Source organism: Devosia sp., assembly GCF_014860165.1.
Lineage (GTDB): Bacteria > Pseudomonadota > Alphaproteobacteria > Rhizobiales > Devosiaceae > Devosia.
Genome location: NZ_JACZKG010000072.1, coordinates 134,249 through 147,447, shown reverse-complemented (window position 1 = coordinate 147,447; position 13,199 = coordinate 134,249). Strand labels below are relative to the sequence as shown.

Here is a 13,199-nt window from a genome sequence, read left to right as displayed (position 1 = left end):
CGAACGTCTGGCGATGCGGCGCGATCTTGGCTAGAAGGCGAGAGTATCAACCAGCGAATGTTCCATGCCCCGCCTCGCCAAGCTCGATCGTCTGCTCGCCGTTCTGCGCGAGCGCATCTTTTCGCCATCTGCTGTTTTTGCATCGTTGCACTATCGTCCCGCCGGCAATGGCGAGCGCGGGACCGTGCCCGTTGAGGATCGCTCTGCCTGGACCAGGGTCGATCGCGACCTGATCTGGGGCGAGCCGGATGGCTATTACTGGTTTGGCGGGCAACTCGTCGTGCCCGACGCACTTGCCGGAAAGGCCCTGTTCGGCCGGATCCACGCCCAGTTCGGCTCGGTGATGGGACGCAGCGATCCGCAACTGCTGGTGCGGATCGACGGCCGGATTGCCCAGGGCGGCGATGGCAATCACCGCGAATTCAGGTTGACCGACCATGCCGCGGCCGGACAGGTCTTCGACATCCTGATCGAGGCCGGGACGATCGAGGACCGGCGGCAGCTCGGCTTTGGCGTTGAGCTGGTGATCCACGATCGGCTGGCCGAAATTGTCTATTACGACCTCAAGGTGCCGCTGGATGTGGCCCGGCTGCTCAAGCCCGACGACGCCCGCCGGGCCCGGCTGCTGCGCTATATCGACGAGGCGCTCGACTTGATCGATTTTCGGCCGGGCGACCCGGCACGTTTCGCCGCCAGCCTCGAGGCGGCGCGGGCGCGGGCCGACGCGATCTATGCGGAGGCCGATGCCGACGCCATGCCCGAGATTGTCGCCACCGGCCATACCCATATCGACGTGGCCTGGCTGTGGCGCGTGCGCGAGACCCGCCAGAAGATGGCGCGGTCCATGGCCAATGCGCTCGCGCTGATGGACGAATATGAAGATTACCGCTTCATGTATAATCAGGGCGTTCTGCTGGACTATCTGGACAGGGACTATCCCGAGCTGTTCGACCGGCTGTCCGGCCAGGTCAAGGCAGGGCGCTTCGAGATCGAAGGCGCACTCTGGCTCGAGCCCGATGTGGTGATCGCGTCCGGCGAGAGCCTCGTCCGGCATATCGTCAAGGGCTCCCGCTACCACCAGGAAAAATTCGGCGTGAAGCCGCGCATCGTCTGGCTGCCGGACACATTTGGCTACACTGCCGCGCTGCCGCAGCTAATGACGCAGGCGGGTCTGGACATCTTCATCACCCACAAGATGAGCTGGAACGACACCAACCGCATGCCGCATGAGATCTTCTTCTGGCAGGGATTGGATGGCACGCAGGTGCCCACCTATTTCCTGACCACGCAGCGCTACGAATATGACGGGATCAACACCACCTATTGCCCCGATCTCGTTCCCAGCCACGTCATGGGGACCTGGAAGCGGTTCAGCCAGCAGGGGCTGCATGACGAGCTGTTCCTGGTCTATGGCCATGGTGACGGCGGCGGCGGCCCGACCCGCGGCATGCTGGAAAATGTGCGCCGGATGGAGCGCGGCATTCCCGGCTGCCCCAAGATTCGCCACGAGCCCATGGCGCCCTATTTCGAGCGCCTGGTGGCGCGCATGCGCCAGGAACCGGAGGCGTTCCCGCGCTGGGTGGGCGAACTCTATCTGGAATACCATCGCGGTACGCTGACCTCGGTGGCCAAGAACAAGCGGAACAATCGCCGCGCCGAACAGATGCTGCATCGGCTGGAACTGCTTGCTGTGATGGCCCGCCAGCAGGGCGTGGCCTATCCCCATGACGAGATTGAGCAGCTCTGGGAGGTGGTCCTCCTCAACCAGTTCCACGATATCCTTCCGGGCACGTCGATCGGGCCGGTCTATGATGACAGCGACGCCGAATATGCCGGCTTCTTCGCGCAGGCGGAGGCGTTGCTGCAGCGGCTGGCCGGGGCCCTGGCCGAACAGGGCCGGCATCTCGTATTCAATGCTGCCAGCCAGACGCGGTCAGGTCTGCTGCATCTGCCTGCTGGCACCAAGGCGGCGCACGTCGGGGGTATCGACATTGCCGCGCAGGCGCTGGAATTGGCCGATGGCACCCAGGCCTGCGCGGTGCCGATCGCGGGGATTGCCGGGTTCTCGACGCTGGACGTCACGCTGACCGACATCGAAGCGCCCTTGCCGCCATCGAGTCTCTCGGTGTCCTCCACCCTGCTGGAAAATGCGGTGCTGCGCGCCGTGTTCAACCGGAAGGGGCAACTGGTGTCGCTGTTCGACAAGCGCCGCGGCCGCGAAGCCATCATGCCCGGCAAGGCGGGCAATGCCTTTGTCGCGCACCAGGATATTCCGATCGATTTCGATGCCTGGGATATCGACGACTATTTCGAGGATCGCAGCTGGCCGGTCGATGCCTTGGTCAGCGCCGAGGTGGTCGAGCGCGGACCCTACCGCGCGGCCATCCGCTTCGAATGGACCTATGAGCAGTCCCGCATCGTGCAGGTCGTCTCGCTGGCGGCCGGTTCGGGCCAGCTCGAATTCGATAGCTTTGTCGATTGGCGCGAGAGCCAGACCCTGCTCAAGGTCGGCTTCCCGCTCGATATCCGTACCGATACCAGCCGGGCCGAAACCCAGTTCGGCCACGTCTCGCGCCCCACCCATGCCAATACCAGATGGGAGCGCGCGCGCTTCGAGACGTCGATGCATCGCTGGGTCGACCTCAGCGAAGCCGGCTTCGGCGTCGCCGCGCTGAATGACTGCAAGTATGGGTATGATGCCAAGGGCAGCGTGCTGCGGCTGACGCTGATCAAGTCGCCGATCTTTCCCTGGCCGGAGGCGGATCGGGGCGAGCATCGCTTCCGCTATGCACTGCTGGTGCATGATGGCGACCTGCAGGCGGTCCACAATGCGGCGACGGCTTTCAACCAGCCGCTGCAACTGCTCGCCGGAGCGGCGGAGAGCCAGCCGGACGTGCTGCCCGTCGTGGCGCTGAACTCGGATCAGGTGACGATCGAGACCGTCAAGGCCTGCCAGTCGGGAACCGGAACGATCCTGCGGCTGTGGGAGACGCAGGGCAAAGCGGGGGTCGTCACCCTGTCGCTGCCGCGCGCCGCGCGGATCAGCGAGACGGACCTGCACGAAGCCGTCACGTCAGTGCTGGCGCAAGACGATAGCAGCGTGACCCTGTCATTCCGCCCGTTCCAGATCCGCACCCTCAAGATCGACCAGGAGGGGTAGGGGGCAGGCCTCCCGCTTGCGGCGGGGGGCGACCTCACCTACCGTTTGCGCCAGATATCCCGACCCGCTTCGCTGAGCGCCGAAGCCGGTTCCAACCCACTGCCAGGACGACGCCATGATCCCCGCCATTCCGGATGCCCTGCCCCCCTTTGCCCAGCGGACAGTTGGCATGTGGCTCAAGGGCGATTGGCACATGCATTCCCGGCACAGCACCGATTCCACCAACAATCCGCAATCAAGGATCATCGATTTTGCCGAGCGGCTGGGGTTCGATTATCTCGTGGTAACGGACCATGACGTGCATGTCAGTGGCTCGGTCGCCCAGCATACCTGGGCCGACCCGGATTATGTCTCGGACCGGCTGCTGCTGTTCTACGGCGCCGAACTGACGGCGCCGCGCGGCCACGTCAATATCCTGTCGGCGGAACCCTATGACCATCAGCGCATCTTCGACGCCCGCAATGCGCGGGATTGGGACCTGCTTCGGCTCAAGCAGGAGCTGGGCGTGCATTGGTCCGCCAACCACCCCAACCACAAGAACCACTATGGCTTTTCATGGGACCTCGCCGATTCCGTCGAGATCTGGAATACCAGCATCTGGCCCAAGAACGTCCTAAGCGTCCGCATGTGGGACGACCAGCTGCTGTCGGGCCGCATGATCGGCGCGCGCGGCGGTAGCGATGCGCATCACGGCATCCCGAACGACCCCGCGCTCATCGTGCCGCAGACCATAGAGGGCTCGGCCAACTATGTCGGCACACCCACGACCTGGATTTTCGCCACGGCCCGCACCAAGCCGGCTATCCTCGCCGCGCTCCAGGGCGGGCGGGCCTCGGTCAGCTCCAATCCCTACAATCCCCGTGTCGAGTTCTATGCCGATCTCGGCAGCGGGCAGTTCGACATGATGATGGGGGACAATGCCAGGCCCACTGGCGGCCCGGTTACCTTCGAGGTGCGCCTGGTCGGAGGCGGCATTCCGGGCGCCGCTTACCGGGTGCGCGTGATCAAGAACCGGGGCGAGTTCGCGAGCCTGGTTACCGATGCCGCGAGCCGGTCTGTCCGCTTCACGGACACGCCGGCACCGGATGAGCGGTCCTACTATCGGGTGGAGATCGAAGGGCCGCAGGCGCCCTATCCGGAAGTGCCCAATTCGATGGCGCAAAGCCAGAACATGGTGGCTTTGTCCAATCCGCTCTATTTCAACTATGATCCGCATTTCTAGCTGAGGCGGCATCGCTGCCTCGCACTGTGCGGGCAGGCATTGGACAGGACAGAGCGTGCGTGATCCGAGCCGCAAAGTGGGCATCAAGGACATTGCCGAGGCGGCCGATGTGGCGGTCTCGACCGTGTCGCATGTGCTCAATGGCACGGCGCCCATTTCCGCGGATGTGCGCGAACGCGTCCTGAACGCAGCCAATACGCTGGGCTATCTGGCGCGGCGGCGGGAGAAGGCCGCCATCGCCGTGTTGCGCAGCGTGCTGTTGGCGGTGCCCAGCGATACGCTGCCCCATAACGAGCACAACCTCTATTCCTGGACGCTGCTCAGTGCACTGACCCGTGAATGCGAGCGGCGCGCCATCCGCGTGATCCCCCTGGAGGTCGACAAGCCGTCGGTGGGTGGTTCCCATGTGGTTGACGTGGCGCGCTCGGCCGAGGTGGATGGCATCCTGCTGCTCAACGAGGACCGCCCCGACCTGCTGCATGAAATAGCCGCCTCCCGCATTCCGGCGGTGCTGATGAATGGCGAAGACCACGAAATGCAAATCGACAGCGTGACGCCGGGCAATCGCTTCGGGGCGCGCTACGCCACCAACTGGCTGATCGGCCAGGGGCACCGGTCGATCATGCATCTGACCTGGGAGGGGCGCTCCACCATTCGGCGCCGCCGCGACGGCTTTCTGGATGCCTTCCGCGCCAATGGACTGCCCCTCGACACAGCCTACGTACATCTGGCGGAAGGCTACCTGCCGGAACTGGGCGCCAAGGCCATCGATGACTGGCTCGACCAGCACGGCGGCATGGGGGGGATCACGGCGATCTTCTGCGCGGCGGATAACCTGGCGCTGGGCGTGATGACGGCGCTGGACCGGGCCGGTGTGAAGATGCCCGAGGAGGTTTCGATCGTGGGCTTTGACGGCGTGGCGATCGGCGAGTTCACTGCGCCCGCACTGACGACTGTCAGCGTGCCGCTCGAATATATGGGGTCGGCGGCCCTGCACCTGCTCGAACAGCGTATCGTGAACGTGGCGCTCAATCCGCCGGCCCACCGGCTCGAGCTCGGATGCCGGCTGACCGTGCGTGGCAGCGTGCGCCGGATCGGCTGATCAGCGCGTCGGAAGGGTTCCGAACAGCTCTTCCAGCAGGGCCCCCCGGGCTAGGTCCAGCGCCCCGAGCAGGCCGGCCCTGCCGCCGCTGCGACTGCGGACAACCTGGATCGGTCGCAACCAGGTGGCGGACACCAGGCGCTCGACGCGCTCGATGAATTCTGGGCGGGATCCGATGCTGCCGCCGAAGATGAGCAGATCGGGGTCGAGCAATGCCAAGAGGGCGAGGGCGGCCCGCGCCACGTGGTGGGCGGCAGCGTCCAGGACGTCCCGGGCAGTCTTGTTGCCGTGCTCTGCAGCGGCAAAGATATCGCGCACGGTATGGGCAGCGTCACCGCCCCGGCTCACATAGTCGCGACGAATGCCTGCCTCGCCAACCCTTTCTTCGAGCGATGGGACGCCCGGCCCGTCGATCTGCCACAGGGGCATATAGCCAAGCTCGCCGGCGCCACCATGCGCACCGCGCAACAGGTGGCCGTTGATCATCAGCGCGCCGCCGATGCCGGTTCCCAGGGCAATGAAGGCGGCATTTCCCCGGCGCGGGTCGGTGCCCTGGCCGATTTCGGCGAGAAGAGCCAGGTTGACATCGTTGTCGATGAGAACGTTGACGCCCAGTGCGTCGCGCAGACTCGAACGCAGATTGCCACCCTCCAGCCCCGGAAGATTGCCGGCAAGGCTCAAGTCGGCGGTGATCGGGTGGACGGCCGCCGGGATGCCGACAGCGCCTGCGCGCAGGCGGAATCTAGGCACGCCCGCCTGTGCACACAGCGTGTCCGCCATGCTGCCCAGTTGGGCGACAAGATCGGCCGCACCGGACTGCACGGTCGGTTCGGTTGTCTCTGCAAGCACCTGTCCACGCAGATCGGCGATGGCACCGGCGATCTTGGTGCCGCCGACATCGAAGCCCAGCACCAGCGCGGCATCGGCCTTGAGCGCATAGGACAATTGCGAGCGGCCCGGCGCACCGCCCAGCTTGCCCTCCACCTGCACAAGGCCACGGACCTCAAGGCCTGCCAGAAGCTCCGAGACTGCCAGCTTGGACAGGCCGATCCTTTGGGCCAGGGCGGGTCGCTGCAGGGATTCGCCCCCCATCATCGCCTCGGCCAGCAGGCGTAAGTAACCGGCTTGTGAATTTTTTCGTGCCGAAAGTGGCGCTGTGTCAGCACGACGCGACACGCCGCTACGACCTTGATTCAATTGCCAATCTTCCATTCAAGTTTCCCGCGAGGCCCCCTCGCTCACTTCCGACAATGGCTGCAATGCAAATTATTTCATATTGCGCCACGGAGAAACTGGCGCATAGACTGTACATGTAACAGCACAAAACGCGCCAATGAGACAAGCCAATTGTACAAGCGAACGCTGGAACAGAGGATGACAGGGAGGTGATCATGCAAATTTTTCAATTTGGATCAGCCTACCCTAAAAGGGTTCACGATGCCGCATGTCACCCGCGGGTGCAGTTTCGGCAGAAGCACGAGGGACGAAATCAATGAGTGCCAATAAGTGGATCGCGCGCCTGGCGATCGCTGCCATGTCGGCTACGGCCCTGGCAGGTTCTGCCTGGGCGTTCCAGGAGGCTCCGATGCTCACCGAGCTGGTCGAGGCGGGCACGCTGCCGCCGGTCGACGAGCGCCTGCCGGCCAAGCCTACCGTGGTCAATGCCCTTTCCGTGGGCGAATATGGCGGCACCTGGCATCGCGCCTATAGCGGCCCGGGTGATCGCTGGGGTCCGACCAAGCTGATGGAAGAGCGGGTGCTCAAATGGGCCGCCGGCCCCGACGGCGTTGCCCAGCTGACCCCTGGCTATATCGAGAGCTATTCGGTCAATGAATCCTCGACCGAATTCACCTTCACCCTGCTTGAAGGGCTCAAGTGGTCAGACGGCCATCCGGTCACCACCGAAGACGTCGAGTTCTGGTACAAGGACGTCTTCCTCAATCCCGAGATCGTGCCCACCATCGACGCGACCTTTGCGCCGGGCGGCGTCCCGATGGAACTCGAAATCAAGGACGAGCGCACCTTCACGGTGAAGTTTGCCCAGCCCTATGTCTACTTCCTGCAGATCTTGGCCAAGGACTCCACTGGCGAGCCGAGCCTGGACCGCCCCAGCTTCGTCTTCCCCAAGCATTATCTCAGCGCCTTCAACAACAACTATGCCAGCGAGGCCGAGCTGGCCGCTGCGGCAGCCAGCTTCAATGTGGCGAGCTGGAAGGATCTCTGGGGTTCCAAGGGTGTTGCCACCGCCTGGTGGGCCAATCCCGACCTGCCAGTGCTGACCGCCTGGAAGATCGAGACCCCTGCTCCGGCCGAAACCGTGAGCATGGTGCGCAATCCCTACTATTGGGCCGTCGATCAGGAGGGCAATCAGCTCCCCTATATCGATCGCATCGACCATCGACTGTTCCAGGACCCGCAGACGCTGGCGCTGATGGTGGCCCAGGGCCAGATCGACGCGCAGGACCGCGGCATGTCCCAGCCCTTCGACTTCTACAAGGAGAACGAAGAGCGCGGGAACTACCAGGTCGTCCCCTGGCTGGGCTCGACCGTGTGGTCGATGGTGCTCAACATGAACACCACCGACGAGGTCCTCAACGCGCTCTATGCCGATGAGAATGTGCGCCATGCCCTCTCGATCGGCGTCGATCGTGAACTGGTCATCGAGCTGACCCAGTCGGGTCTGGCCAAGCCGATCCAGGCGGCACCGGTCAGCGGCTCTCCCTATTATCAGGAAGATCTGGCCAGCCACTGGACCGAATATGATCCTGACATGGCCAACGAGCTGCTCGACGCGGCGGGATTGGCTGAGCGCGACAGCGAAGGCTTCCGCCTGCGCCCCGATGGCAAGCGGATGACCCTCGTAGTGGAAGCCGGTGACATGGCTCATGCCAAGACGCTGGAGCTGCTGGCCGAAACCTATGTCGAAATAGGCGTAGAGCTGCTGCCGCGTATCATCGATCGCACCCAGCTCGATACCAATCGTGCCAACAATGCGTTCGACATGCAGTACATCGCGTTCGACCGGCTGACCTATGTTCCCGCCGATCCGCGGGTGATGATGGGTAATGACACCTACGCCGCTCAGCACTATGTCTGGTACACGACCAATGGCGAAAGCGGCATCGAGCCACCCGAGGGCAGTGACTTCCGCACCATGTTCGACCTGTGGGATGTCGCCTCCAGCGCCGGCACGATCGAGGAAGCCGATGCTGCCATGGCCAAACTGATCCGCACCTTTGTCGAGGGCGGCTATGTGATTGGCGTCCATGGCGAGGGCACCGTGGTCAACGTGGTGTCCAACAAGATGCACAACGTACAGCCGGGCCTGGTCATGGACGACATCTTCCGCGAGGTCGGCCTGTCCCGTACCCAGCAATACTGGCTCGACCAGAACTGATCGCAGCTAGAAGCCGGCCACGGTGAATATGCCGTGGCCGGCATCGGCCTGTCTCAGGCCGGTGACCAAGGAGACAGTGCATGATCGCCTTCATCGTTCGGCGTACCCTGTTGGCGATTCCAACGCTGATCTTTATCTCGCTGATTGCATTTCTCATCATTCAGCTCCCGCCGGGAGACTACGTCACCGCCTATGCCGCGCAGCTGCGACAGTCCGGGGAACACCTGACAGCAGTCCAGGAGTCACTCCTGCGTGACCGCATGGGCCTCAACGATCCGATCCTGCTGCAATATTGGCGCTGGATCACCGCCATCGTGCTGCGCGGCGATTTTGGCTATTCGCTGGAATGGAACGCGCCCGTATCCAGCCTGATCTGGGACCGCCTGGCCATCACCCTGGCCTTGTCGTCAATCAGCCTGGTCATCACCTGGGCCATCGCCATCCCAGTCGGCGTCTATTCCGCCACCAGGCAGTATTCAGTGCTGGACTATGTCTTCACCGTGTTCGGATTCCTGGGCAAGGGAACGCCCGATTTCCTGCTCGCGCTCATCCTGATGTGGATCAGCTTTGTCTATCTCAACATGGACGTGGGGGGCCTGTTTTCGACGCAGTACCAGAACGCGCCCTGGAGCATGGGCAAGGTCATCAACCTGCTCCAGCATCTGTGGATTCCGCTGGTCGTGCTCTCAACCGGCGGCGCCGCAGGCCTGATCCGCGTCATGCGGGCGAACATGCTGGACGAGATGGGCAAGCCCTATGTCGAAACCGCCTATGCACAGGGTCTGTCGGAGCGACAGGTGGTGTGGAACTACCCCGTCCGTGTGGCGCTCAATCCCTTCATTTCCACGGTGGGCTGGGCCCTGCCGGCGCTGTTCTCGGGCGACGTCATCACGGCCGTGGTGCTGAACCTGCCGACGACGGGCCCTCTGCTGCTGCAGGCGCTCAAGATGCAGGACATGTACCTTGCCGGCAGCTTCATTCTCATCCTGAGCCTGTTCACCGTGGTGGGCACGCTCTTCTCCGACATCCTGCTGGCGTGGTTCGATCCGCGCATCCGCTACGCTTGAGGCCGGGCCATGACCGAACAATCCATCGCCGACGAACCGATCAACAAGCGCAAGGAAGAGCTCTACAGCGCGCGTCCCTGGCAGCTCATCTGGCGCCGGTTCCGCAAACACGTCCTGGCGGTCGTGTCCATGTGGTTCCTGATCCTGCTTGGGGTCAGCGCCCTGTTTGCCGAATTCGTGGCCCCCTATGATCCGGTGACGTTCGAGCGCCTGCGCACCCTGGCGCCGCCCACCGGCGTGCATCTGTTCCACGAGGGACAGTTTGTCGGCCCGTTCGTCTATGCTCTGGAACGGACGCGCGATGCAGAGACCACGCGCGTCACCTATGTGCACGATACGGAGGAAGTGCTGCCGATACGCTTCTTCTTTGCCGGCGATGCCTATTCCATGTTCGGCCTGTTCACGACCGAAATCCATCTCTTCGGCGTCGAGGGTCGCCGCCAGCAGGTCAATCTTCTGGGTACGGACGATCTGGGGCGCGATGTGTTCTCGCGTCTCATTCATGGCGCGCGCGTCTCGTTGTCGGCGGGTCTGGTGGGCGTAGCTTTCGCCTTCGTGCTCGGCCTGGCCCTGGGCTCCATCTCGGGCTATTTCGGGGGATGGATCGACAGCTCTATTCAGCGGCTGATGGAGTTCATCCGCTCCATCCCCACTATCCCGCTCTGGATGGGTCTGGCTGCGGCGCTGCCGATCGCCTGGGATCCCATCTTTGTCTATGTGCTGATCACCTTCATCCTGGCGCTGATCGGCTGGACTTACCTGGCGCGGGTGGTGCGCGGACAGTTCCTCGCCATCCGCAACGAGGATTACGTGCTTGCCGCCCGGCTCGCCGGCGCCAGTGAATATCGCATCATCACCAAGCATATGCTGCCTTCGATGACGTCCTATATCATCGCGGCGCTGACGCTGGCCGTCCCCGAAATGATCCTGGGCGAAACGGCGCTGAGCTTCCTCGGCCTGGGCTTGCGGCCACCGGTGGTGAGCTGGGGCGTGCTGCTGCAGGACGCACAGAACCTGCGCTCCATCTCGCTGGCCCCGTGGCTGCTGTCGCCGGGCGTTGCGGTGGTGGTGACCGTGCTGGCCTTCAATTTCCTGGGTGATGGCCTGCGCGACGCGGCCGATCCCTATGGGCAGTAAAACCATGACTTCTCAGACCATGCCGCCCGAGCGCCTGCTCGAACTCGACAATGTCCATGTGCACTTCCCGCTGCGGGAAGGGCTGGTAAAGGCCGTCAACGGCGTTTCATACCATGTGAACAAGGGCGAAGTGCTCGGCATCGTGGGCGAGAGCGGCTCGGGCAAGTCCATCACGGCGCGTGCCATCATGCGCCTCCTGCCCAAGCGGGCGGTGGCGCCGGAAGGCAGCATTCGCTTCCGGCCCCGCAGTGGCGAGCAATACGAGCTGTCGGCGCTCGACCGCAACAGCCGGGCTATCCGCCAGGTGCGCGGCCAGCATATCGGCATGATCTTCCAGGAGCCGATGACGGCGCTGTCGCCGGTCCACACCATCGGCACGCAGATCATGCGCACAGTGCAGTTGCACAAGGGGCTTAGCCGTGCCGCCGCGCGCGAGCGGGCCATCGACCTGCTCGCCAAGGTGCAGATGCCGCGCCCGGCGCAGATGGTGGATGCCTTTCCCCATCAGCTTTCGGGCGGCATGCGGCAGCGGGCCATGATCGCTTTGGCCATCAGCTGCGATCCCAGCCTGTTGATTGCGGACGAGCCCACCACGGCGCTTGATGTAACCACCGAGGCGCAGATTCTCGAACTGCTCAAGCAGCTCCAGTCGGAGCTGGGCATGGCCATCATCTTCATCACCCACAATTTCGGTGTGGTGGCCGATATCGCCGACCGCGTGTCGGTCATGTATCTGGGCCGGATGGTCGAGACTGCCACGGTCGATGACATCTTCTATGCGCCCAAGCACCCCTATACCCAGGCCCTGCTGCGTTCCATCCCGCGCCTGGGCGTCGACCAGGGCCGCCGCCTGCCGACAATTCCGGGCATGGTGCCCGACCCGTTCAGCGTACCATCTGGCTGTGCGTTCAATCCGCGCTGCGCCCATATGGTGCCCGGGCTCTGCGACGTGACCGTGCCGCCTGAGAAGATGTTCGGGCTGCAGATGTCGCGTTGCCATATCGCCGAGCAGTTCGCCGCAGTCCAGGAGCCCGCCCATGTCTGATATTCCGGCAACCTCGGCGGCGACGCTGCCTGACGACGTGCTGGTCTCCGTGCGTGGGCTCAAGAAGTATTTTCCCATCCATGCCGGCTGGCTCAAGCGCCATGTTGGCAACGTCAAGGCGATCGATGACGTATCGCTCGATATCCGAACCGGCGAAACGCTGGGCCTGGTGGGTGAAAGCGGCTCGGGCAAGTCTACCGTCGCGCGGCTGATGCTGCGGGCCTATGAGCTTTCCGAGGGGCAGATACTGTTTCGGCGGGCCAGCGGCAAGGTGGTGGATATTTCCGCCCTCTCCGACCGCGAGATGCGGCCGCTGCGCGCCGAGATGCAGATGATCTTCCAGGATCCCTATTCCTCGCTCAATCCGCGCATGACGCTGCTGGAGCTGGTGGGCGAGCCCATGGTGATCCATGGCAACAGCAATCGCGGCGAGATCAGCGACCGGGTGGCGGAACTGCTCAAGGTGGTCGGCCTTCGCCCCGAATTCCTCAATCGCTATCCCCATGCCTTTTCGGGCGGACAGCGCCAGCGCATCGGCATTGCCCGGGCCCTCGCGCTCAATCCGAGCTTCATCGCTGCGGACGAAGCTGTGTCGGCGCTGGACGTGTCGGTCGCGGCACAGAATATCAACCTGCTGCAGGACCTGCAGGAGCAGTTCGGCCTCACCTACCTTTTCATCACCCACGATCTGGGGATGGTCGAGCATATCGCCGATCGTGTGGGCGTGATGTATCTGGGGCGGATGATGGAAGTGGCGCCCACCGAGCAGTTATTCTCGAACCCGCTGCACCCCTATACCGAGGCCCTGATGGCGGCAGTGCCGCAGCCCGATCCGCGCGGCAATCGCACCCGCAAGCGCGTCCCGCTCAAGGGCGAGATCGCCAATGCCGCCAATCCGCCCTCCGGCTGCAGCTTTCACCCGCGCTGCCCCTATGCCCAGCCCAGGTGCAGTGCCGAGGTCCCGGCCCTGCGAGAGGTCGCCGGCGGTCGCCAGGTGCGCTGCCACTTCGCCGAGGAACTATCCTTGGTGGGCGCAGTCGCGTAGTGGCGGCGCCGACCCGCCACGCCC

9 protein-coding genes are annotated in these 13,199 nt (G+C 63.8%); 8 read left to right on the top strand and 1 reads right to left on the bottom strand.

Translation table 11 applies throughout. The features are described 5' to 3' along the window. Positions 1-64 precede the first annotated feature (64 nt). The 3 genes from IH615_RS18985 (at position 65) to IH615_RS18975 (ending at position 5,484) form a co-directional block, all read left to right on the top strand. The gene (locus IH615_RS18985; protein ID WP_291364389.1) at positions 65-3,160 is read left to right on the top strand and encodes a glycoside hydrolase family 38 C-terminal domain-containing protein; all 3,096 of its coding nucleotides are present in this window, start codon (positions 65-67) and stop codon (positions 3,158-3,160) included. Positions 3,161-3,275: 115 nt separating this feature from the next. Continuing rightward, entirely contained in the window at positions 3,276-4,382 is a 1,107-nt protein-coding gene (locus IH615_RS18980; protein WP_291364387.1) for a CehA/McbA family metallohydrolase, read from the top strand. 55 nt (positions 4,383-4,437) lie between these two features. Further along, on the top strand, positions 4,438-5,484 hold the full coding sequence (locus IH615_RS18975) for a LacI family DNA-binding transcriptional regulator (RefSeq protein ID WP_291364385.1): 1,047 nt from the start codon (positions 4,438-4,440) through the stop codon (positions 5,482-5,484). Here IH615_RS18975 and IH615_RS18970 read toward each other — a convergent pair whose 3' ends face one another. Continuing rightward, the gene (locus tag IH615_RS18970) at positions 5,485-6,576 is read right to left on the bottom strand and encodes an ROK family transcriptional regulator (protein ID WP_291364383.1); all 1,092 of its coding nucleotides are present in this window, start codon (positions 6,574-6,576) and stop codon (positions 5,485-5,487) included. Between the two features lie 400 nt (positions 6,577-6,976). On the opposite strand from IH615_RS18970, the gene IH615_RS18965 reads away from it, so the two are divergent. The 5 genes from IH615_RS18965 to IH615_RS18945 all read left to right on the top strand — a co-directional run bounded on the left by IH615_RS18965 (position 6,977) and on the right by IH615_RS18945 (position 13,175). Then, on the top strand, positions 6,977-8,881 hold the full coding sequence (locus tag IH615_RS18965) for an ABC transporter substrate-binding protein (protein WP_291364381.1): 1,905 nt from the start codon (positions 6,977-6,979) through the stop codon (positions 8,879-8,881). Positions 8,882-8,961: 80 nt separating this feature from the next. Next, a complete protein-coding gene (locus IH615_RS18960) occupies positions 8,962-9,948 on the top strand; it encodes an ABC transporter permease (protein ID WP_291364378.1) in 987 nt (328 codons plus the stop codon). A gap of 9 nt (positions 9,949-9,957) precedes the next feature. Further along, positions 9,958-11,085, top strand: a complete 1,128-nt coding sequence (locus IH615_RS18955; RefSeq protein WP_291364376.1) for an ABC transporter permease — start codon at positions 9,958-9,960, stop codon at positions 11,083-11,085. A 4-nt stretch (positions 11,086-11,089) separates the two neighbouring features. After that, positions 11,090-12,130, top strand: a complete 1,041-nt coding sequence (locus IH615_RS18950; RefSeq protein WP_291364374.1) for an ABC transporter ATP-binding protein — start codon at positions 11,090-11,092, stop codon at positions 12,128-12,130. Next, on the top strand, positions 12,123-13,175 hold the full coding sequence (locus tag IH615_RS18945; RefSeq protein ID WP_291364372.1) for an oligopeptide/dipeptide ABC transporter ATP-binding protein: 1,053 nt from the start codon (positions 12,123-12,125) through the stop codon (positions 13,173-13,175). Before IH615_RS18950 ends, IH615_RS18945 begins: the two co-directional genes overlap by 8 nt. The last annotated feature ends 24 nt before the right edge of the window (positions 13,176-13,199 follow it).

Excerpts from the sequence above, each read along its gene's own strand:
- IH615_RS18985 (WP_291364389.1), top strand. The coding sequence starts at position 65 with ATGCCCCGCCTCGCCAAGCTCGATCGTCTGCTCGCCGTTCTGCGCGAG.
- IH615_RS18980 (WP_291364387.1), top strand. The coding sequence starts at position 3,276 with ATGATCCCCGCCATTCCGGATGCCCTGCCCCCCTTTGCCCAGCGGACA.
- IH615_RS18970 (WP_291364383.1), bottom strand. The coding sequence starts at position 6,576 with ATGGGGGGCGAATCCCTGCAGCGACCCGCCCTGGCCCAAAGGATCGGC.
- IH615_RS18965 (WP_291364381.1), top strand. The coding sequence starts at position 6,977 with ATGAGTGCCAATAAGTGGATCGCGCGCCTGGCGATCGCTGCCATGTCG.
- IH615_RS18960 (WP_291364378.1), top strand. The coding sequence starts at position 8,962 with ATGATCGCCTTCATCGTTCGGCGTACCCTGTTGGCGATTCCAACGCTG.
- IH615_RS18955 (WP_291364376.1), top strand. The coding sequence starts at position 9,958 with ATGACCGAACAATCCATCGCCGACGAACCGATCAACAAGCGCAAGGAA.
- IH615_RS18950 (WP_291364374.1), top strand. The coding sequence starts at position 11,090 with ATGACTTCTCAGACCATGCCGCCCGAGCGCCTGCTCGAACTCGACAAT.
- IH615_RS18945 (WP_291364372.1), top strand. The coding sequence starts at position 12,123 with ATGTCTGATATTCCGGCAACCTCGGCGGCGACGCTGCCTGACGACGTG.